Below are 21,330 nucleotides of genomic sequence, written 5' to 3'. Positions count from 1 at the left end.
ACCTTAATCCTTTCTCGAATTACAACATTTCTAAGGCAGTGAGGTTTTTATGTCGCATACCACTTTTATAAAGCGCGTGATATTGCGCAACTACAAAAGCATCGGCTCATGCGACGTTCACTTGCGCCCGCTGACTTACCTTGTCGGCCAGAATGGTGCCGGCAAGAGTAATTTCCTAGATGCCATGCACTTTGTACGGGATGCCCTAACCGGCTCATTGGATAATGCCATCAATGAAAGAGGCGGACTCAATGAAGTGCGCCGACGCTCCAGCGGTCATCCGACGCATTTCGGCATTCGCCTTGAGTTCTGCCTCAGAGATGGGCGTGAAGGCTGGTATGCCTTTGATATTGGAGCAATGGCCAGTGGCGGCTATGAGGTCCAACATGAGGAATGTGTTATTAGTGGTATTGGCAAAGGGCCATTCTTTCGTACAGCCAAAGGCCAACTGCATGATAGTAGCGAAACCGCGTTCCCTGCCGTGACAAGCGACCGGCTGGCACTCGTAGCTGCATCCGGCTTTACCGCATTCCGACCGGTATTCGATGCTTTGACAGCGATGGGCTTCTATAACCTTAACCCCAAGTTGATGCGTGAACTGCAGAAGCCACAGGATGGCCGCTTACTCAAACCCGTAGGAGAAAACATCTCCAGCGTTATTGGCCATCTGGAACGTGTGGCCTCCGACCGCGTGAAAACCATCAAAGAGTATCTGCAGTCGATAGTGCCCATGGTGCATGGCGTCGAGCGAAAAGCAATCGGCCCGATGGAGACACTTGAATTCCGTCAAGACATGGCCGGCGCCAAACATCCTTGGAAATTTCTCGCACAGAACATGTCTGACGGCACCTTGCGCGCTCTTGGCGTCCTGACCGCGTTGCTGCAAAGCAACGTGGACTACTCCCCAACACTGATTGGCATCGAAGAGCCAGAGACAGCACTACACCCAGCCGCCAGTGCAGCCCTGCGGGACGTACTGACCCAATCGTCCAATCACACTCAGGTACTGGTAACCAGTCATAGCCCCGACCTACTGGATGATCACAATATCGATGCAGACTCCATACTAGCGGTCATATCGGAAGGCGGAGAAACGAAAATAGCCCCCTTGGATGAGGCCTCCCGGAAAATGCTGCATGACCATTTATTTTCAGCCGGGGAACTGCTGCGAATGAATCAACTGGAGCCTGACCGTAAAATCACCGACCAACAGCATGAAACCCAAACCGATCTGTTTGGCGAGGCCCGACCATGATAACGATTGCATCAATTGTGGAGGGTGATGGGGAGGTTTCAGCCTTGCCTATTCTACTGCGAAGGTTAGCTACAGAGCATAATTCTTCGGCGATAGTCAATCCACTGCAACCAATACGAGTCAGGCGCGACCGGTTCTTGAAAAAAGAAGAAGAATTCCGCCGGCAATTGCTCTTGGCCGCCGCCAAGTGTGGTGAGGACGGGTGGATCCTGGTCGTCTTGGACGCAGACGATGACTGCCCCAAGCTTCTTGGCGCGGAGATATACCGACGGGCCAGACAACACGTGCCACATCGACGACTCTCCATTGTATTGGCAAACCGAGAGTTTGAAGCCTGGTTCATTGCCGCTGCACAATCACTGGATGGAGTGCGCGGCTTTTCCATATGCGCCACAGAGAAAGTGGAAGCCGAGGCTCCACGCAACGCCAAAGGCTGGGTAAAGACTCATATGCCCGGCAAAGCATACAGCGAAGTCCTTGATCAGCCTGCATTCACCGCGAAAATGGACTTACAGCAAGCCTCCGACAACAGCCGATCCTTTCGAAAGTTAATTAAAGAATGGCAAGCCAACGTTATCTCACGGCGACCACTTCAACACTAAACAACCACAAGCGATAATTGCGGGGCCTCATAATTTCTATCCGAAACACCATGCCCTTCCCCTAAACATCCATAACCGTGTTTACTCCAGACAATCGGCGAGCGTTCTTAAATGGCCAGCACAACCGGCACTCTCTACATCATTTCCGCCCCTTCCGGGGCCGGCAAGAGCAGCCTGGTCAAGGCCCTGCTCGACGCCCAGCCACAGGTCCGGGTATCGGTTTCCCATACCACGCGCCCGCCACGCCCCGGCGAAGTGGACGGGGTCCACTACCACTTCGTCAGCCGCGAGGATTTCATCGAGCGCCTGCAGCGCGATGAATTCCTCGAGCACGCCGAAGTCTTCGGCAACTTTTACGGCACTTCCCAGCGCTGGCTGGAAGACACCCTGGCCGAAGGCTACGACCTGATCCTCGAGATCGACTGGCAGGGTGCCCAGCAAGTCCGCCGGCAGATGCCCCTGACCCGTTCGATCTTCATCCTGCCGCCGACCCGGGAAGCGTTGCGCCAACGCCTGACCAACCGCGGCCAGGACAGCGACGAAGTCATCGACGGCCGCATGCGCGAGGCCGTCAGCGAAATGAGCCACTACGTCGAATACGACTACCTGGTGATCAACGACGACTTCACCCATGCCCTGGGCGATCTGCAGGCGATCTTCCGCGCCAACCAGTTGCGCCAGGAAACTCAACAACAACGCCATGCCAGGATGTTGAGCGATTTGCTGGCATGACTGCTGCGGCAAGCTGCAAGGCTCCTGCTTCAGGGCGCTCGCGCCATGCGCGGCAAACAGCCGAAAACAGCGAGGGAAAGCTCGAGGCTGGACGAAAGAGCGTGGCAACCGGTGTTTTTCGTCCAGCTTTCCAGCCTCCAGCGCCTTTATCGAAACACCTGCCCGGTGAACAATGGCATAGCGTGATCGCCCTGGCTCCTGCTTGTAGCTTGTAGCTCAAAGCTGCTTTAAACTACCCAGTCTGCTCGCCCATCCGGGCATGCCATCGCTACTGATCACGAGGAACACCATGGCCCGCGTTACCGTTGAAGATTGCCTGGACAACGTCGACAACCGCTTCGAGTTGGTGATGCTGGCCACCAAGCGCTCCCGTCAACTGGCCACCGGCGGCAAAGAGCCCAAGGTCGCCTGGGAAAACGACAAACCCACCGTGGTCGCACTGCGCGAAATCGCTTCCGGCCTGGTCGACTACGATGTGATCGCCCAGGACGACATCGTCGACGATGAACCGCTGTTCATCCAGTACGAGGAAGAGTCCAACGAGGCGATCTGATCCAACTGACAGGCCGAGGCGCCAAGCCGGCGCCGCTGCCGCGAGGAGTCCTGCATTTGCCCGCCATAGACGTACTTGCCGAGCGCCTGTCGAGCTACCTGGCAGCCGACCAGGTCAACCAGATCCGCCGCGCCTACTTCTATGCCGAACAGGCCCATGATGGCCAGCGCCGCCGCAGCGGCGAGGCCTATGTCACCCATCCGCTGGCGGTAGCCAATATCCTCGCCGACATGCACATGGACCATCAGAGCCTGATGGCCGCCATGCTGCACGATGTCATCGAAGACACCGGTATTCCCAAGGATGCGCTGGCCAATCAGTTTGGCGAAACCGTCGCCGAACTGGTCGATGGCGTCAGCAAGCTGACCCAGATGAAGTTCGAGACCAAGGCCGAGGCGCAGGCCGAGAACTTCCAGAAAATGGCCATGGCCATGGCCCGCGATATCCGCGTGATCCTGGTCAAGCTGGCCGACCGCCTGCACAACATGCGCACCCTCGATGCGATGCCGCACGAGAAGAGCCGGCGCATCGCCAAGGAAACCCTGGAAATCTACGCCCCCATCGCCAACCGGCTGGGCATGCACAACATGCGCGTGGAATTCGAGGACCTGGGCTTCAAGGCCATGTACCCGATGCGCTCCGAGCGCATTCGCGCCGCTGTGCGCCGCGCCCGCGGCAACCGCAACGAGATCGTCGAGAAGATCGAGCAGTCACTGCTCAACTGCCTGCGCAACGAAGGCATGGAAGGTGACGTCAAGGGCCGGGAAAAGCACCTCTACAGCATCTATAAGAAGATGCGCGGCAAGCGCAAGGCCTTCAACGAGATCATGGATGTCTACGCCTTCCGCATCGTGGTCGACAAGGTGGACACCTGTTATCGCGTACTCGGTGTCGTACACAGCCTGTACAAGCCACTGCCCGGCCGCTTCAAGGACTACATCGCGATCCCCAAGGCCAACGGCTACCAGTCGCTGCACACCACATTGTTCGGCATGCACGGCGTGCCCATCGAGATCCAGATCCGCACCCGCGAGATGGAAGAGATGGCCAACAACGGCATCGCCGCCCACTGGCTGTACAAGTCCAGCGAGGGCGAGCCGGTGCAGAACAGCCATGCGCGGGCGCGCCAATGGGTCAAGGGCGTGCTGGAAATGCAGCAGCGCGCCGGCAACTCGCTGGAGTTCATCGAAAGCGTGAAGATCGACCTGTTCCCCGACGAGGTCTACGTGTTCACGCCCAAGGGCGGCATCATGGAACTGCCGAAAGGCTCCACCGCCGTCGACTTCGCCTACGCGGTGCATACCGATGTCGGCAATACCTGTATCGCCTGCCGGGTCAACCGACGCCTGGCGCCACTGTCGCAGGCGCTGGAAAGCGGCTCCACGGTGGAAATCGTTACCGCGCCGGGCGCCCGGCCCAATCCGGCCTGGCTCAACTTCGTGGTCAGTGGCAAGGCGCGCACGCACATCCGCCACGCGCTCAAGCAACAACGCCGCTCGGAGTCGATCAACCTCGGCGAACGCCTGCTGCACAAAGTGCTCGCTGGCTTCGAGACGCCACTGGAAAGCATCCCGGACGAGCGTATCCAGCAGGTTCTGGACGAATACCACATGGAGGTCTTCGAAGACTTGCTGGAGGACATCGGCCTCGGCAACCGCATGGCCTATGTGATCGCCCGCCGCCTGGTCGCCAGCGAAGAGGAAGAAACCCCGGCCGTCGAAGGACCGCTGGCGATACGTGGCACCGAGGGCCTGGTACTCAATTACGCCAAGTGCTGCACGCCGATTCCGGGCGACCCCATCGTCGGCCACCTGTCGGCCGGCAAGGGCATGGTGGTGCACCTGGAGAGCTGCCGTAATATCAGCGAGATCCGCAACAATCCGGACAAATGCATCCAGTTGTCCTGGTCGAAAGACGTTGCCGGCGAATTCAATGTCGAACTGCGCATCGAACTGGAACACCAGCGCGGCCTGATCGCCCTGCTGGCGGGCAGCGTCAACGCCGCCGACGGCAATATCGAGAAGATCGGCATGGACGAACGCGATGGCCGCATCAGCGTCGTGCAACTGGTGGTCAGCGTGCATGACCGCGTGCACCTGGCCAGGGTCATCAGGAAACTGCGCACCATCAAGGGCGTCACACGCATCACCCGGGTCAAGGCCTGACGGCAGCTGCAAGCTGCAAGCTGCAAGCTGCAAGCTGCAAGCTGCAACAGAGTAAGAGGCGCGCCGGAAACCCTGTCAAACCTTTTCCGTGGTCGGTTGACCGCTTTACTTGCAGCTCCAGGCTTGTAGCTTGCAGTTGCCCTTCTCCAAGGAGCATTTCATGAGCAAGACCGTCATCCACACCGATAAAGCCCCCGCCGCCATCGGTACCTACTCCCAGGCGATCAAGGCCGGCAATACCGTCTACCTGTCCGGGCAGATCCCCCTCGACCCGGCCAGCATGACCCTGGTCGAAGGTTTCGAAGCACAGACCGTGCAGGTCTTCGAAAACCTCAAGGCCGTGGCCGAGGCAGCCGGCGGTTCGCTCAAGGACATCGTCAAGCTGAACATCTTCCTCACCGACCTGGGCAACTTCGCCACCGTCAACGAGGTCATGGGGCGCTACTTCCAGCAACCCTACCCAGCCCGCGCCGCCATCGGCATCGCCGCACTGCCCAAGGATGCCCAGGTGGAAATGGACGCGATCCTGGTCCTGGAATAAACCAATATCCGCAGGAGCGGGCCTTGCCCACGAAGTGTTCGTGGGTCGCCGTTCGCGGCCAAGGCCGCTCCTACGGACGCCGGGAACAGCCCTACTCGATCACCACCAGCCGATTCGGCAGCTCATCGCGCGGCTCGGTCAGCGGCACATGCCGCTGCAATAGCTCGCCACATGACTCGATACAACCCAGAAATCCCGCCAGCGTCCGCCCCGCCTTCACTTCGGCGGTAAAGGCCTCGATGATCGAAGCCCAGGCTGCATCCTCGATACGGCTGGAAATGCCCTGGTCGACCAGAATCTCCACATAACGCTCGGCTTCGGAAACGAAGATCAACACGCCGGTACCGGCATGGGTATGGTGCAGCTCCAGCTCGAAGAACTGTCGGCGCGCCAGGTTGCCTGCCCGCCAGTGGCGCACCGCGCGCGGGATCAACCGCGAAGTCAGCGCAGGAATGCGCAGCACGAACGCCAGCACGACAAAGCTCGACCACTGCACCAGCAGCAGCTCCCAGGCCTGCAACCCGGAGAAGAACAGCAGCCCGCCCGGCAGCAGCATGGCCAGCAACCCGGCCCACAGCAGTGCGATATAGCGATAGTCGTCGGCGCGCGCCGCCAGCACCGTGACCAGTTCCGCATCGGTATCCCGCTCGATGCGTTCGATCAGGTCGGCGACCTGTTGTTGTCCCGCTTGCGTCAGAAGAGTCATGGGCATTCCATCGTCGAATCACCAGCCACCGGAGGCACCGCCACCGCCAAAACCACCGCCGCCGCCGCCAAAGCCGCCACCGCCGCCGAAACCACCACGGCCGCCGCCACTCATGCCGCCGAGCAGCGCCCCCAACAGGGCCGCACTGCCGCGCCCACGGCGCCCACTGCCGCCACCGCGGCCATTGAAAAAGAAGATCACCGCCAGCATCAGGAAGAACATCAGCATGCCCCAGGCTTCGGGCTCGTCCTCCACGGCCTCATACTGTTCCGGCACGCTCAGCGGATCGCCCCCCAGCACCTGCACGATGGCCGCCGCACCTTCCTCGATGCCAGTGGAGAAATCACCCTGGCGGAAGGCCGGCACCATGATGCCATTGATGATCAGCGAGGCCTGCGCATCGGTCAGGCGGTCTTCCAGGCCATAGCCCACCTCGATGCGAATGCGCCGCTCATCGCGCGCCACTATCAGCAGGGCACCGTTGTCCTTGTCACGCTGGCCGATTCCCCAGTGGCGCCCGAGGGCGACACCGAACTCCTCGATGCTGCGCCCCTGCAGGTCGGGCACTGTCAGCACCACGACCTGCTCGCCGCTGAGCTGTTCATGGGCGGTCAGCATCTGCGTCAGCCGCTCCCGCACGGAAGCATCCAGCAAGGCCGCCTGGTCCACCACCCGCCCGGTCAGCTCCGGCAGCGCCTGGGCGGCCAACGAGCCGGCCCAGCACGACAGCAGCAGGCACAGCCCCAGAACGGCCCTCATCAGAATTTCACTTGCGGCGCCTGGTCGGCGTTCTCGCTGGTCGCTTCGAAGTTGCTGCGTATCTGCAAGTCGCTATACATCAGGGTGTGCCAGATACGGCCGGGGAAGGTACGAATCTCGGTGTTGTAGCGCTCGACCGCGGCGATGAAGTCGCGACGCGCCACGGCGATACGGTTTTCAGTGCCTTCGAGCTGCGACTGCAAGGCCAGGAAGTTCTGGTTGGCCTTGAGATCGGGGTAACGCTCGGCCACCAGCATCAGACGGCTCAGGGCACCGCTCAACTGGCCCTGGGCCTCCTGGAAGCGCTGCATCTGCTGCGGATCGTCCAGGGTGGAGGCATCCACCTGGATAGAGGTGGCCTTGGCCCGCGCCTCTATCACCGCCGTCAGGGTCTCCTGCTCGTGAGCGGCATAGCCCTTGACCGTTTCCACCAGGTTGGGGATAAGGTCGGCGCGGCGCTGGTACTGATTCTCGACCTGCGACCAGGCGGACTTGACCTGCTCGTCGTAGGTCGGGATGTTGTTGATCCCGCAACCGGCCAGCATCCAGGAAAACAGGATGACGGCTATCGCTTGTCCAGTGTGTCGAAAGAGCTGTGCGCGCATGGTGCATTTCCAGTGACAGGAGATAGAGCGTCTAGAATAGCAGCAGGCAAGCTGCAAGCTGCAAGCTGCAAGCTGCAAGCTGCAAGCTGCAAGCTGCAAGCTGCAAGCTGCATCAGTGTGAGAAGCGCCCTGAAAACCCCGTCAAGCACTTTCCCGCTGCCGCCGCCCCAATATGGCGCACCAAAACAAGTCAAATCACCACAAGTAGTGCACCATAATCGAGCAAATGTCACTAGTCATTCACTGACAAACGGCCCATTCATCGCGCGAAGTCCGATTAACCTGGGCCGCAAGACCATTTCCAGGCACTGGCATATAATTTGCTCCCTTGTGAGGCAGGTCGCCTTCGCGGAACATCGCCGCCGGCTTCACCCCTGATTAGGAAGCAAACCTGTCCTGCGCTTCCACCACTTGGAGAACACCATGTCGAAGTCGCTTCAACTGATCAAAGACCATGACGTGAAGTGGATTGATCTGCGCTTCACCGATACCAAAGGCAAACAGCAGCACGTCACCATCCCGGCCCGCGAAGCCGAAGACGAAGAGTTCTTCGAAAGCGGCAAGATGTTCGACGGCTCGTCCATCGCGGGCTGGAAGGGCATCGAAGCCTCCGACATGATTCTGTTGCCGGACGACAGCACTGCCGTGCTCGACCCCTTCACCGAAGAGCCGACCCTGATCCTGGTCTGCGACATCATCGAACCCTCCACCATGCAGGGCTACGATCGCGACCCGCGCGCCATCGCCCGCCGCGCCGAGGAATACCTGAAGTCCACTGGCATCGGCGACAAGGCCTTCGTCGGCCCGGAGCCGGAATTCTTCATCTTCGACGAAGTGAAGTTCAAGTCCGACATCTCCGGCTCCATGTTCAAGATCTTCTCCGAACAAGCCGCCTGGAACACCGACGCCGACTTCGAAACCGGCAACAAGGGCCACCGTCCGGGCATCAAGGGCGGCTATTTCCCGGTACCGCCCGTCGACCACGACCATGAAATCCGTACCGCCATGTGCAATGCACTGGAAGAGTTCGGCCTGAAGGTCGAGGTGCACCACCACGAAGTGGCCACCGCCGGCCAGAACGAAATCGGCGTGGGCTTCAACACCCTGGTGGCCAAGGCCGACGAAGTGCAGACCCTGAAATACGTGGTGCACAACGTTGCCGATGCCTACGGCAAGACCGCCACCTTCATGCCGAAGCCGCTGTACGGCGACAACGGCTCGGGCATGCACGTACACATCTCCATCTCCAAGGACGGCAAGAACGCCTTCTCTGGCGAAGGCTATGCCGGCCTGTCCGATACCGCCCTGTACTTCATCGGCGGCATCATCAAGCACGGCAAGGCGCTGAACGGCTTCACCAACCCGTCGACCAACTCCTACAAGCGTCTGGTCCCGGGCTTCGAAGCCCCGGTAATGCTGGCCTACTCGGCTCGCAACCGTTCCGCCTCGATCCGCATCCCCTATGTCAACAGCCCGAAAGCCCGCCGTATCGAAGCGCGCTTCCCGGACCCGTCGGCCAACCCCTACCTGGCCTTCGCCGCGCTGCTGATGGCCGGCCTGGACGGCATCCAGAACAAGATCCACCCCGGCGATGCCGCCGACAAGAACCTGTATGACCTGCCGCCGGAAGAGGCCCAGGAAATCCCGCAGGTTTGCGGTAGCCTGAAAGAAGCCCTGGAATCGCTGGATGCCGACCGTGGCTTCCTGACCAAGGGCGGCGTGTTCAGCGATGACTTCATCGATGCCTACATCGCCCTGAAAAGCGAAGAAGAAATCAAGGTCCGCACCTTCGTGCACCCGCTGGAATACGACCTGTACTACAGCGTCTGATCCCTGCGAGCGACACATGAGGCCACCTTCGGGTGGCCTCTTTCGTTGTAGGGCGAAAAATCCGGCCCGGGAGCCCCCGGTACGATTACGGTGCATGACTGCCCCACCTGGCCACGGGCAAACCGCCCGCTCCCGGGCCGTCCGTCCATGCGCACTTTCAATGTGCGCAATATGCACTATATTGGTGCGCACATAAACGCAACAGGTAAAGGCATCCAAGCACAGGCCCCGAGCCGCGCGATTCCGGAAAGTGGTTTGCTTCTTGCATTTGATGCCGGACATACAGGACGCGACCGCCATGATCAACGAAGCCTTGCAACGCCTGCTGATCGAGAACCTGACCACCGCCACACTGCTGCTGGACTCCAGGCTGCGTCTGGAATACATGAACCCGGCGGCGGAAATGCTGCTGGCGGTCAGCGGCCAGCGCAGCCACGGCCAGTTCATCAGCGAACTCTTCACCGAATCGCAGGAAGCACTGACCGCGTTGCGCCAAGCGGTCGAACGCGGCCACCCGTTCACCAAGCGCGAAGCCACCCTGACCTCGGCCACCGGCCAGGCGCTGACCGTCGATTACGCGGTGACCCCGATCCTCAGCCGCCAGGACACCATGCTGTTGCTGGAAGTCCTCCCGCGCGATCGCCTGCTGCGCATCAGCAAGGAAGAAGCGCAGCTTTCCACCCAGGAAACCACCAAGATGCTGGTGCGCGGACTGGCCCACGAAATCAAGAACCCGCTGGGCGGCATCCGTGGCGCGGCGCAATTGCTGGCCCGCGAACTGCCGGACGCGCACCTGCATGACTACACCGAAGTCATCATCGAGGAAGCCGACCGCCTGCGTAACCTGGTCGACCGCATGCTCGGCTCGAACAAACTGCCATCTCTGTCGATGACCAATATCCACGAAGTGCTGGAGCATGTCGCCAGCCTGCTGGATGCCGAATCCCAGGGCCGCCTGGTACTGACCCGCGACTACGACCCGAGCATCCCGGAAGTGCTGATAGACCGCGAGCAGATGATCCAGGCCGTGCTCAACATCATGCGCAATGCCATGCAGGCACTGGCTGGCCAGGTCGAACTGGGGCTGGGACGGCTGACCCTGCGCACCCGCACCCTGCGCCAGTTCACCATCGGCCATATCCGTCACCGCCTGGTGGCGCGCATCGAAATCGTCGACAACGGCCCTGGCATTCCCGCGGAACTGCAGAACACGCTTTTCTACCCAATGGTCAGTGGCCGCCCGGACGGCACCGGCCTGGGGCTGGCCATCACCCAGAACATCGTCAGCCAGCACCAGGGCCTGATCGAGTGTGAGAGCCACCCCGGCTACACCGCTTTCTCGATCTTCCTGCCACTGGAACTGGACAAAGGAGCAACGACCTCATGAGCCATAGCGAAACCGTCTGGATCGTCGATGACGACCGCTCCATCCGCTGGGTACTGGAGAAGGCACTGCAGCAGGAAGGCATGAACACCCACAGCTTCGAAAGCACCAGTGGCGTGCTCAGCCGCCTGGCGCGGGAACAGCCGGATGCGATCATCTCCGATATCCGCATGCCCGGGCCGAGCGGCCTCGACCTGCTGGCGCAGATCCGCGAGCGCTATCCGCGCCTGCCGGTGATCATCATGACCGCGCACTCCGACCTCGACAGCGCGGTGGCCTCCTACCAGGGCGGCGCCTTCGAATACCTGCCCAAGCCCTTCGATGTCGACGAGGCCGTGTCCCTGGTCAAGCGCGCCTGCCTGCACGCCCTGGAACAGCAGAGCCAGGCACCGGTGACGGAACAGTCGCGCACCCCGGAAATCATCGGCGAAGCGCCGGCCATGCAGGAGGTATTCCGCGCCATAGGTCGTCTTTCCCACTCCAATATCACCGTGCTGATCAACGGCGAGTCGGGGACCGGCAAGGAGCTGGTGGCGCATGCCTTGCACCGCCACAGCCCGCGCGCGGCGGCGCCGTTCATCGCACTGAACATGGCGGCCATCCCCAAGGACCTGATGGAGTCGGAGCTGTTCGGCCATGAAAAGGGGGCGTTCACCGGCGCCGCCAACCAGCGCCGGGGGCGTTTCGAGCAGGCCGACGGCGGTACCCTGTTCCTCGACGAGATCGGCGACATGCCCGCCGACACCCAGACCCGCCTGCTGCGGGTGCTGGCCGACGGCGAGTTCTACCGGGTCGGCGGCCATACGCCGGTACGGGTCGACGTACGTATCATCGCCGCCACCCACCAGAACCTGGAAACCCTGGTGCAGGCCGGCAAGTTCCGCGAGGACCTGTTCCACCGCCTCAACGTCATCCGTATCCATATCCCGCGCCTGGCCGACCGCCGCGAAGACATTCCGGCACTGGCCCGGCACTTCCTCGCCAGCGCCGCGCAGGAACTGTCCGTGGAGCCCAAGCTGCTCAAGACGGAAACCGAGGAATACCTGCGCAACCTCGGCTGGCCCGGCAACGTGCGCCAACTGGAGAACACCTGCCGCTGGATCACCGTCATGGCCTCGGGCCGTGAGGTGCATATTGACGACCTGCCCCCGGAACTGTTGCACCAGAGCAGCGAAAGCCAGCCCTCGGGCAACTGGGAACAGGGCCTGCGCAACTGGGCCGACCAGGCCCTGACCCGTGGCCAGACGGGCCTGCTCGACGAGGCCGTGCCGGCTTTCGAGCGGATCATGATCGAAACCGCCCTCAAGCATACCGCCGGTCGCCGCCGCGACGCCGCCCAGTTGCTCGGCTGGGGGCGCAACACCCTGACCCGCAAGATCAAGGAACTGGGCATGGGCGGGGACGATGACGAAGGGGACGAATCCTAGGAGCCGCCTCCGTATCTTTGCCGCAGCGCTGTCGCGGAGCAGACAGTGGAGCCATTGTCGGCACAGCTTGCCTGTGATCCCGTATAGGGGAACGAACCTTTTCGCCACTCAGGGCGATCACATTAAATCCCGGTGCATGGCTGTGTAAGCCGGGTCATCGTGCGCCGCCTCGTTGCGACTGGATTGGCAATCCAGTGTGCATTTTATCGTACGCCGCTGGCGGTGTCCTGGTGCCCGTGCTGTCGAGAACCTGGCCAGCCCAGCTACGAAACACGCATGAACCCGTCGCCCATATGAATAAGGGGGCGCTCTTCGTCGGCGTCCCTGCCAGCGAAGGTTTCGTAGCGGGGCTGGCCGGGCGCGCGGCAAATACCGAGGCGACTATGGAAAGAGCCGTCGGCGCATGTCTGAATCATGCGTAGGGCATTGGGTTGCGCCGGCTCTTTCCCACAAGCGCCGCTGATAGTGGCTGTGCGGATGCCAGGTGGCGGGGCGGGGCCTTCGCCGCCAGGGATGGCGGCGAAGAGCTACAGGGATGTATTCACGCGTGCCCCGTCCCGCCACCTGGCATTTGCACAGGAACGCTGAGCCCGAGATCGCGCGGTACGATCCCATACTATTGCCAATCCGGTCGCGCTGTCTTGCCTCCCGGAAGCCGGGCATATACCTGCCGAGCACGGAGATAAGCATTCCGTCACCAAACAACTCGGGCAACGAAATTTTTTCCTCTTCAAAACAAAAGGTTGATTTCTCTTTGACGAGAGCGGGCGCCCCTCAATCGCGCACCTGCACCTCCAGGCGCCAGCCACGCTCATCCGGCTCGCCCGCCCAGTCGACCTGCAAGGCATACAGTGCGGTCAGGCGCAGTTGCAACGCCTGCTCGGTGGCGTGCAGACGCCAACTGACACGACCACCTGGGCTGTCCAGATAGCCATTGGCCGCTTGCCCGGTGGCACCGATGTCCAGCACGAACCCACCATCGACGGCCAGCTCGCGCAAGCCCGGCTCGCCATCGAACCAGAATCGCAGCCCTGCGTTCACAGGCTCCGTCGCCAGCAAATGGACGTCTCCCGAGTGCTGGGTAACGCGCCCGATCATCATGCCGACCATCAACCCCAGGAGTACCAGCGAGGCAAAAAAACGCCGCCGCAAACGCGGCCTCGGGTCTTCCGGCGTAGAATGCTCGCCGTTTTCAGTTTCGGTGCCGCGCATGTTCCATGTGATCCTTTTCCAGCCAGAGATTCCGCCCAATACCGGCAACATTATCAGGCTCTGCGCCAATACCGGCTGCAGCTTGCACCTGATCGAGCCGCTGGGCTTCGATCTCGACGACAAACGCCTGCGCCGCGCCGGACTGGATTATCACGAATACGCGCCCGTACAGCGCCACGCCGACCTGCGGAGCTGCCTGGAGAAACTTGGCCAACCGCGTCTGTTCGCCTTTACCACCAAGGGCTCGCAGCCCTTCCACGAAATCGACTTCCAGCCGGGCGATGCCTTCCTGTTCGGTCCGGAGAGCCGCGGCCTGCCCGAGGACATCCGCGAGGCGCTGCCCAGCGGACAACGCCTGCGCCTGCCAATGAAACCGGGAAATCGCAGCCTGAACCTGTCCAACAGTGTGGCGGTCGCAGTATTCGAGGCCTGGCGCCAACAGGGTTTCGCCCTGCAGTAACCATGACCGGCCACTTCCCACATATCTGCTACAAGGAAACACCATGCGCAGATTCCTTCTCACGGCAGCCCTGCTGTTCACCGCGCCAGCAATCGCCAATGACTTCGAGGAAAGCCCAGAGGTTGCCGCGATCTTCGCCAAAGCCGACATCAGCGGCACCTTCGTGCTCTATGACGCCACGACGGAGCGCCTCACGGGCTTCGCCGCCGAGCGCGCCCGGACGCGCCCGGACGCGCATTATCCCGGCCTCGACCTTCAAGATCGCCAACAGCCTGATCGGCCTCTCCAGCGGCGCGGTCGCCAATGTCGATGAAGTCCTGCCCTACGGCGGCCAGCCACAGCCCTTCAAGGCTTGGGAGCAGGACATGGGGCTGCGCGAGGCGATCCGCGCCTCCAGCGTACCGATCTACCAGGAACTGGCGCGGCGCATCGGCCTGCAACGTATGCAGGAAGGCATTCGTACACTGGCTTACGGCAACCAGGAGATCGGCACCAGGGTGGATGACTTCTGGCTGGTCGGGCCATTGAAAATCAGCGCGGTCGAGCAGGCGCAATGGCTTGCCCGCCTGGCGCGAAGCGAACTGCCGTTCCCCTCCGAGGCGCAACGACAGGTACGCGAAATCGTACGCCTGGAGTCGGGCCAGGGCTGGACGCTCTACGGCAAGACCGGCTGGAATAACAGCGACCAGCCGAACATCGGCTGGTGGGTCGGCTGGGTCGAGCAAGGCGAGCACCTCTACACCTTCGCCCTGAACATCGACATGCCCGCCCCGGCAACCGACCTGCCCAGGCGTCTCACGGTCGGCAAGGCCAGCCTGCGCACGCTCGGGCTGCTCGACGGCAGCGCCCAAGCGGAAGAGCGCACGCGTTGAAAATCGCCATGCCCTCCCCCATATCCCACACATTCGGGCAGTGCCTGCCCCGCTGAGCGGAGATTCCCCCTTGACCACCATCGTTTCAGTTCGCCGCAACGGCAAAGTCGTCATGGGCGGCGACGGCCAGGTTTCCCTGGGCAACACCGTGATGAAAGGCAATGCCAGGAAGGTCCGCCACCTCTACCACGGCCAGGTACTGGCCGGTTTCGCCGGTGCCACCGCCGATGCCTTCACCCTGTTCGAACGCTTCGAGGGGCAACTGGAGAAACACCAGGGCCACCTGGTACGCGCCGCCGTGGAGCTGGCCAAGGACTGGCGCACCGACCGCTCCCTGAGCCGCCTGGAAGCCATGCTGGCGGTGGCCAACAAGGATGCATCGCTGATCATCACCGGCAACGGCGACGTGGTGCAGCCGGAAGACGACCTGATCGCCATGGGCTCCGGCGGCGGCTTCGCCCAGGCCGCGGCGCGGGCGCTGCTGCTCAAGGCCGACGCCAGTCTGAGCGCCCGAGAAATCGCCGAAACGGCATTGAACATTGCCGGCAGCATCTGTGTCTTCACCAATCAGAACCTGACCATCGAAGAGCTGGATAGCGAGGTTTGAGAAGCCGTTCACGATCTCGCCCCGCCAGATAGTGAACAATCGCCACGCACGCCCGGCCCTGGAGTACCGCATGTCCATGACACCCCGCGAGATCGTCCACGAACTCAACCGCCACATCATCGGCCAGGACGACGCCAAGCGCGCCGTGGCCATCGCCCTGCGCAACCGCTGGCGGCGCATGCAGCTTTCCCCCGAGCTGCGCCCGGAGGTCACGCCGAAGAACATCCTGATGATCGGCCCCACCGGCGTCGGCAAGACCGAGATCGCCCGACGCCTGGCGCGCCTGGCCAATGCGCCGTTCATCAAGGTGGAAGCGACCAAGTTCACCGAGGTCGGCTATGTCGGCCGCGATGTCGAATCGATCATCCGCGACCTGGCCGATGCCGCACTGAAGATGCTGCGCGAGCAGGAAGTACAGAAGATGCAGCACCGCGCCGAGGACGCCGCCGAGGAACGCATCCTCGATGCCCTGCTGCCCGGCGCCCGCACCACCGGCTTTGGCGAAGAGGCTGCGCCCGCCAGCGACTCGAACACCCGCCAACTGTTCCGCAAGCGCCTGCGCGAAGGCCAGCTCGACGACAAGGAAATCGACATCGAAGTCGCCGAATCGCCGATGGGCGTGGAAATCATGGCGCCCCCTGGCATGGAGGAAATGACCAGCCAGTTGCAGAACCTGTTCGCCAACATGGGCAAGGGCAAGAAGAAGACCCGCAAGCTGAAGATCAAGGATGCCTTCAAGCTGGTGCGCGACGAGGAAGCCGCGCGACTGGTCAACGAGGAAGAACTCAAGGCCCGCGCCCTGGAGGCGGTGGAACAGAACGGCATCGTCTTCATCGACGAGATCGACAAGGTGGCCAAGCGCGGCAACACCAGCGGCGCCGATGTTTCCCGCGAAGGCGTGCAGCGCGACCTGCTGCCGCTGATCGAAGGCAGCACGGTCAACACCAAGCTGGGCATGGTCAAGACCGACCATATCCTGTTCATCGCCTCGGGCGCCTTCCACCTGTCCAAGCCCAGCGACCTGGTGCCCGAGCTGCAGGGCCGCCTGCCGATCCGGGTCGAACTCAAGGCCCTCAGCCCGCAGGACTTCGAGCGTATCCTCACCGAGCCGCATGCCTCGCTGACAGAACAGTACCGCGAACTGCTGAAGACCGAGGGCCTGCACATCGAATTCGCCGAGGACGGCATCAAGCGCATCGCCGAGATCGCCTGGCAGGTCAACGAGAAGACCGAGAACATCGGCGCCCGCCGTCTGCACACCCTGCTGGAACGCCTACTGGAGGAAGTGTCCTTCAGCGCTGCCGACCTGGCCAGCCAGCAGAACGGCGAAGCCATCCGCATCGACCTGGCCTACGTCAACAGCCACCTCGGCGAGCTGGCGCAGGACGAAGACCTGTCGCGCTATATCCTCTAAACCGCTGGGCGCCATAGGCTGAAGCTGGACGGAACATCGATTTCCGTTCAGCCTTCAGCCTTCAGCGCTCTTTTCGGCATCCATTCCATGCGTATCCCCTCCGCCATCAAGCTGCACAAGGCTTCGAAGTCTCTGGAACTGCAATACGGCCAGGACCGTTATCACCTGGGCGCCGAATTCCTGCGCGTGCATTCGCCTTCGGCGGAAGTCCAGGGCCACGGCAAGCCGATACTGCAATACGGCAAACAGAACGTCGCCCTCACTGGCCTGGAGCCGGCGGGCAACTATGCCTTGAAGCTGATCTTCGACGACGGCCACGACAGCGGCCTCTACACCTGGGACTACCTGTACGAACTGGCCACCCGCCAGGAAAGCCTGTGGACCGACTACCTCGCCGAGTTGGAGCAAGCAGGGCGTTCCCGTGACCCGGACGAGTCGGTGGTGCGATTGATGCTCTGAAAGCTGGAAGCTCAATCAGCATGCGGGCCCATTGGAAACCCCGCCAAGCCTTTACTTCCGGCTTTTGGCTTCAAGCTTCCGGCTTCACCCCCCCCCCTGCCTGAACCCAGTGTTCGACCTAGGGGGCCATACACCGCTGTGCCTACGGCCCCACCACCAACCGCACGGGCTTGCCGATACGGCTCAGCATCTCGACCAGCGTATCGATGGTGAACTTGGTGGTTTTCCTGTTCACCATATCCGACACCCGCGGGCGGGACACCATCAGGATTTCTGCCGCTTCGGCTTGCTTCAAGCGATGCTGCTCGATCCACCCCGCCAGCTCGGCCATGAGCTGCTCCTTGAGCAGCCTGGTGTCATTGATCTGCCGTTGCGATGCCAAGTGCAATCGCCGGGCTTCCTCCGGCGGGAATCCCAACTCCAGGAACAGATTCGCCCCCGGTTTGCTCACATGGCGGATTTCAGTGTCGATCTTCATAGCCTGCCTTTCCTCCCATTCACGACGGCCCGGTAGCGCGTCTCGGCAATGTGCCTGTCCTGCGTGCTGGTCGCCTGCGTCTTCTTCTGGAAGCAATGCAGGACGTACAAGGCTTCCTCGAACTTGGCGACATACATTACCCGGAACGCACCACCGGCTTCCCGGATGCGGATTTCGCGGGTGCCGGCGCCCATCTCATCGAAGGACTTCCAGTCGTCCGGCTCCAGACCGGCCTGGACCCTGCCCAACTGGAACCCTGCTTGTCGTCGGACTTCGACAGGGAAATCCAGAAGGTCATCGTAGGCCGACCCGACCCAACGAATTTCTTTGTCCATCGCGCACCATCCGTATAAAACTTTATACCAGCACGAACACTAACGCTAGACTCGGATGACTCCCTGGCCGCTCCGGGTCTGCTGCCGTTTGTTGGCCAGACTGAGTGTGCGGAGCAGGCACTGCAAGCGGGACAGGCCGGAACTGTGAAAGCCGCCACAGGGTTTCATAAGAAGCAGCTCCGCCCCCTCTCACCACGTCTCCCTGGGCAGCGCAGCCGCTCAATCATTACCCAAAGGGTAACGAACCACCGCCAAACTTGATTGATGGCCCCCGAGCCGACTTCCTAAAGTGCGCTCCACATAGCGGAAATAGTGGAGTCGTCATGACAATAACAATATCCCCACCGCCGCAATGGTCGCGGCGCCGTGCCGAGAAAGCACGACGGATCGATCAGGTACGCGCGCTCGCCGATGGTGTGATCCTGCCCAGTGACAGGATCGTCGCCGCACTCGAAGCCCTGATCGCCCCTGGCGATCGTGTGGTGCTGGAAGGCAATAACCAGAAGCAGGCGGACTTCCTCTCCCGCTCGCTGGCCAGGGTCGATCCACAGCGCCTGCACGATCTGCACATGATCATGCCCAGCGTCAGCCGCGCCGAGCACCTGGACCTGTTCGAACGTGGCATCGCGCGCAAGCTCGATTTCTCCTTCGCCGGCCCGCAGAGCCTGCGCATCAGCCAGTTGCTGGAAGACAGGCAACTGGAAGTCGGCGCCATCCATACCTATATCGAGCTCTACTCGCGGCTACTGGTGGACCTGATCCCCAATGTCGCGCTGGTCGCCGGCTTCCAGGCCGACCGTCATGGCAACATCTATACCGGGCCAAGCACCGAGGACACCCCCGCGCTGGTGGAGCCGACCGCTTTCAGCGACGGCATCGTCATCTTCCAGGTCAACGAGATCGTCGACGAACTGCCCCGCGTGGACATTCCAGCCTCCTGGGTGGACTTCGTGGTGGTGGCCGACAGGCCCTTCTACATCGAGCCGCTGTTCACCCGCGACCCGCGCCATATCAAGCCGGTGCACGTGCTGATGGCAATGATGGCGATCCGTGGCATCTACGAGAAGCACAAGGTGCAATCGCTCAACCACGGCATCGGTTTCAACACCGCCGCCATCGAGCTGATCCTGCCCAGCTACGGCGAGAAGCTCGGGCTCAAAGGCAAGATCTGCCGCAACTGGACCCTCAACCCGCACCCGACGCTGATCCCCGCCATCGAGACCGGCTGGGTCGAGAGCGTGCACTGCTTCGGTACCGAACTGGGTATGGAGGACTACATCGCCCAGCGCCCGGATGTGTTCTTCACCGGCCGCGATGGCTCGATGCGTTCCAACCGCATGATGTGCCAGTTGGCCGGGCAATACGCGGTGGACCTGTTCATCGGCGCCACCCTGCAGGTGGATGGCGATGGCCACTCCTCCACCGTCACCCGTGGCCGCCTGGCCGGCTTCGGCGGCGCGCCGAACATGGGCCATGACCCTCGCGGCAGGCGCCACGGCACAGCGGCCTGGCTGGATATGGCCACACCTGGCGGCGAAGGCCCGGTGACCCTGCTGGAACGCGGCAAGAAGCTGGTGGTGCAGATGGTCGAGACCTACCAGGAAGGCGGCAAACCCACCTTCGTCGAACGCCTCGACGCGGTCGATGTGGCGAGAAAAGCCGGCATGCCGCTCGCGCCGATCATGATCTACGGCGACGATGTCACCCACCTGCTGACAGAGGAAGGCATCGCCTATCTCTACAAGGCGCGCACGCTGGAGGAACGCCAGGCGATGATCGCCGCGGTCGCCGGCATCACCCGCATCGGCCAGCGCCACGATCCGAAGGACACCGCGCGCATGCGCCGCGAAGGCCTGATCGCGCTGCCGGAAGACCTCGGCATCCGCCGCGCCGATGCCAGCCGCGAACTGCTGGCGGCGAAAAGCATCGCCGAACTGGTCGAGTGGTCCGGCGGCCTCTACAACCCGCCCGGCAAATTCAGGAGTTGGTGATGAGCGCACTGATCGCAACCATACCCACAACCGCAGCCACTCCGGCCTCCGCGAACGCCCCGAGCCCTCGGCCACGCCGGCGCAGCCAGGCCGCGCCGGGCCTGGCGGAGCGACTGGCCGACCTCGCCGTGCAGGCACTGCTCGACGAGGCGCACCTGTCGCCCAAGCCGGGGCTGGTCGACCGTCGCGGCAGCGGGGCACACGATGACCTGCACCTGGGCTTGATGATCGAATCGGCGCACGCGCTGTGGCCAACCTTCAAGGCCATGGCCGAGGCGGCACGGCAACACGCGGCCATGGATGGCACCTTGCGGGCCACTGTGGGGCGGCTCGGCCGTGAAGGCGAAGCGCGCATGCTGCGCGTGACCGGCGGCGTCAATACGCACCGGGGGGCGATCTGGGCGCTGGGCCTGCTGAGCAGCGCCGCCGCCATACGCCCCGACGCCCTGGATGCCGCTGCCGTAACTGCACGGGCCGCAGCACTGGCAGCGCTGGATGACCCCGCGCTGCCAGTACGGCAGGACAGCCATGGCGCCGAGGTACGCCGCCGCTACGGCGTGCCCGGGGCACGCGAGCAGGCCCAGCAGGGCTTTCCCGCCGTCATCCAGCACGGCCTGGTGCAACTGCGCCGAAGCCGCGCCAACGCGGCGGGCGAACAGAGCGCCCAGCTCGATGCACTGCTGGCGATCATGACCACCCTGCCCGATACCTGTGTGCTGCACCGCGCCGGCATGGCCGGTCTGAACAGCGTGCAACAAGGCGCACACAAGGTGCTGCAAGCCGGTGGCTGCGCGCAACTGGCCGGCCGCCGCCAACTGCGCGAACTGGAGCGCGACATGCTGGCGCTGCGCGCATCCCCTGGCGGTGCCGCCGACCTGCTGGCCGCCACCCTTTTTCTCGACCGCCTGGCACAGATGCCAGCGCAGACTGGGAGATCGTGAAC

Annotated in this window: 21 protein-coding genes and 1 pseudogene; 16 read left to right on the top strand and 6 right to left on the bottom strand. The window is 62.4% G+C overall.

Going from position 1 to position 21,330, the window contains the following annotated elements:
- The first annotated feature begins 49 nt into the window (after window positions 1-49).
- The 6 genes from DNJ95_RS12360 (at window position 50) to DNJ95_RS12335 (ending at window position 5,848) form a co-directional block, all read left to right on the top strand.
- Entirely contained in the window at window positions 50-1,255 is a 1,206-nt protein-coding gene (locus DNJ95_RS12360) for an AAA family ATPase (RefSeq protein ID WP_131185032.1), read from the top strand.
- Window positions 1,252-1,857, top strand: coding sequence for a DUF4276 family protein (locus DNJ95_RS12355; RefSeq protein WP_131185031.1), 606 nt, complete (start codon window positions 1,252-1,254; stop codon window positions 1,855-1,857). Before DNJ95_RS12360 ends, DNJ95_RS12355 begins: the two co-directional genes overlap by 4 nt.
- Window positions 1,858-1,968: 111 nt before the next feature.
- The gene (gmk, locus tag DNJ95_RS12350) at window positions 1,969-2,589 is read left to right on the top strand and encodes a guanylate kinase (protein WP_131185030.1); all 621 of its coding nucleotides are present in this window, start codon (window positions 1,969-1,971) and stop codon (window positions 2,587-2,589) included.
- Between the two features lie 289 nt (window positions 2,590-2,878).
- A complete protein-coding gene (gene rpoZ, locus DNJ95_RS12345) occupies window positions 2,879-3,142 on the top strand; it encodes a DNA-directed RNA polymerase subunit omega (protein WP_131185029.1) in 264 nt (87 codons plus the stop codon).
- A gap of 56 nt (window positions 3,143-3,198) precedes the next feature.
- On the top strand, window positions 3,199-5,307 hold the full coding sequence (spoT, locus tag DNJ95_RS12340; protein WP_131185028.1) for a bifunctional GTP diphosphokinase/guanosine-3',5'-bis pyrophosphate 3'-pyrophosphohydrolase: 2,109 nt from the start codon (window positions 3,199-3,201) through the stop codon (window positions 5,305-5,307).
- A gap of 160 nt (window positions 5,308-5,467) precedes the next feature.
- Complete coding sequence (locus DNJ95_RS12335) at window positions 5,468-5,848, top strand: RidA family protein (RefSeq protein ID WP_131185027.1); 381 nt, start codon at window positions 5,468-5,470, stop codon at window positions 5,846-5,848.
- Between the two features lie 91 nt (window positions 5,849-5,939).
- Here DNJ95_RS12335 and DNJ95_RS12330 read toward each other — a convergent pair whose 3' ends face one another.
- Genes DNJ95_RS12330 through DNJ95_RS12320 form a run of 3 tightly spaced genes read right to left on the bottom strand, consistent with a single transcriptional unit; the run spans window position 5,940 to window position 7,918 of the window.
- Window positions 5,940-6,554: a TPM domain-containing protein gene (locus DNJ95_RS12330; protein WP_131185026.1), complete on the bottom strand. Its 615-nt coding sequence runs from the start codon at window positions 6,552-6,554 to the stop codon at window positions 5,940-5,942.
- 18 nt (window positions 6,555-6,572) lie between these two features.
- On the bottom strand, window positions 6,573-7,313 hold the full coding sequence (locus DNJ95_RS12325) for a TPM domain-containing protein (protein WP_131185025.1): 741 nt from the start codon (window positions 7,311-7,313) through the stop codon (window positions 6,573-6,575).
- Entirely contained in the window at window positions 7,313-7,918 is a 606-nt protein-coding gene (locus DNJ95_RS12320; protein ID WP_131185024.1) for a LemA family protein, read from the bottom strand. Before DNJ95_RS12320 ends, DNJ95_RS12325 begins: the two co-directional genes overlap by 1 nt.
- 423 nt (window positions 7,919-8,341) lie before the next feature.
- On the opposite strand from DNJ95_RS12320, the gene glnA reads away from it, so the two are divergent.
- The 3 genes from glnA to ntrC all read left to right on the top strand — a co-directional run bounded on the left by glnA (window position 8,342) and on the right by ntrC (window position 12,559).
- A complete protein-coding gene (gene glnA, locus DNJ95_RS12315; RefSeq protein ID WP_131185023.1) occupies window positions 8,342-9,748 on the top strand; it encodes a glutamate--ammonia ligase in 1,407 nt (468 codons plus the stop codon).
- Between the two features lie 298 nt (window positions 9,749-10,046).
- Window positions 10,047-11,135, top strand: a complete 1,089-nt coding sequence (glnL, locus tag DNJ95_RS12310) for a nitrogen regulation protein NR(II) (RefSeq protein ID WP_131185022.1) — start codon at window positions 10,047-10,049, stop codon at window positions 11,133-11,135.
- Complete coding sequence (gene ntrC, locus DNJ95_RS12305; protein ID WP_131185021.1) at window positions 11,132-12,559, top strand: nitrogen regulation protein NR(I); 1,428 nt, start codon at window positions 11,132-11,134, stop codon at window positions 12,557-12,559. Before glnL ends, ntrC begins: the two co-directional genes overlap by 4 nt.
- Window positions 12,560-13,333: 774 nt before the next feature.
- Here the strand turns inward: ntrC and DNJ95_RS12300 are convergent.
- The gene (locus DNJ95_RS12300) at window positions 13,334-13,771 is read right to left on the bottom strand and encodes a hypothetical protein (protein WP_131185020.1); all 438 of its coding nucleotides are present in this window, start codon (window positions 13,769-13,771) and stop codon (window positions 13,334-13,336) included.
- On the opposite strand from DNJ95_RS12300, the gene trmL reads away from it, so the two are divergent.
- From trmL to DNJ95_RS12275, 5 genes and pseudogenes are all read left to right on the top strand, one after another.
- A complete protein-coding gene (trmL, locus tag DNJ95_RS12295; RefSeq protein ID WP_131185019.1) occupies window positions 13,770-14,231 on the top strand; it encodes a tRNA (uridine(34)/cytosine(34)/5-carboxymethylaminomethyluridine(34)-2'-O)-methyltransferase TrmL in 462 nt (153 codons plus the stop codon). The genes DNJ95_RS12300 and trmL overlap by 2 nt on opposite strands.
- A gap of 43 nt (window positions 14,232-14,274) precedes the next feature.
- A pseudogene (gene blaOXA, locus DNJ95_RS12290) lies at window positions 14,275-15,103 on the top strand (class D beta-lactamase).
- A gap of 70 nt (window positions 15,104-15,173) precedes the next feature.
- Window positions 15,174-15,710: an ATP-dependent protease subunit HslV gene (hslV, locus tag DNJ95_RS12285; protein ID WP_131185018.1), complete on the top strand. Its 537-nt coding sequence runs from the start codon at window positions 15,174-15,176 to the stop codon at window positions 15,708-15,710.
- Window positions 15,711-15,780: 70 nt separating this feature from the next.
- Window positions 15,781-17,124 carry an ATP-dependent protease ATPase subunit HslU gene (gene hslU / locus DNJ95_RS12280; RefSeq protein WP_131185017.1) on the top strand — a complete coding sequence of 448 codons (1,344 nt, stop codon included), beginning with the start codon at window positions 15,781-15,783 and terminating at the stop codon, window positions 17,122-17,124.
- Between the two features lie 87 nt (window positions 17,125-17,211).
- On the top strand, window positions 17,212-17,583 hold the full coding sequence (locus DNJ95_RS12275; protein WP_131185016.1) for a gamma-butyrobetaine hydroxylase family protein: 372 nt from the start codon (window positions 17,212-17,214) through the stop codon (window positions 17,581-17,583).
- A gap of 142 nt (window positions 17,584-17,725) precedes the next feature.
- Here the strand turns inward: DNJ95_RS12275 and DNJ95_RS12270 are convergent, their stop codons facing one another.
- Complete coding sequence (locus tag DNJ95_RS12270; RefSeq protein WP_131185015.1) at window positions 17,726-18,061, bottom strand: helix-turn-helix domain-containing protein; 336 nt, start codon at window positions 18,059-18,061, stop codon at window positions 17,726-17,728.
- The gene (locus DNJ95_RS12265; RefSeq protein ID WP_131185014.1) at window positions 18,058-18,396 is read right to left on the bottom strand and encodes a type II toxin-antitoxin system RelE/ParE family toxin; all 339 of its coding nucleotides are present in this window, start codon (window positions 18,394-18,396) and stop codon (window positions 18,058-18,060) included. The genes DNJ95_RS12270 and DNJ95_RS12265 overlap by 4 nt, the downstream gene beginning before the upstream one ends.
- 323 nt (window positions 18,397-18,719) lie before the next feature.
- Between DNJ95_RS12265 and mdcA the strand changes: the two genes are divergently transcribed.
- Both mdcA and DNJ95_RS12255 read left to right on the top strand, forming a co-directional pair.
- A complete protein-coding gene (mdcA, locus tag DNJ95_RS12260; RefSeq protein WP_131185013.1) occupies window positions 18,720-20,387 on the top strand; it encodes a malonate decarboxylase subunit alpha in 1,668 nt (555 codons plus the stop codon).
- Window positions 20,387-21,328: a triphosphoribosyl-dephospho-CoA synthase gene (locus DNJ95_RS12255; protein ID WP_131185012.1), complete on the top strand. Its 942-nt coding sequence runs from the start codon at window positions 20,387-20,389 to the stop codon at window positions 21,326-21,328. The genes mdcA and DNJ95_RS12255 overlap by 1 nt, the downstream gene beginning before the upstream one ends.
- The last annotated feature ends 2 nt before the right edge of the window (window positions 21,329-21,330 follow it).

Origin of the sequence: Stutzerimonas kirkiae, assembly GCF_004327335.1 — a bacterium.
Taxonomy (GTDB): Bacteria; Pseudomonadota; Gammaproteobacteria; order Pseudomonadales; family Pseudomonadaceae; genus Stutzerimonas; species Stutzerimonas kirkiae.
This window is presented reverse-complemented; position numbering and strand designations above follow the sequence as displayed.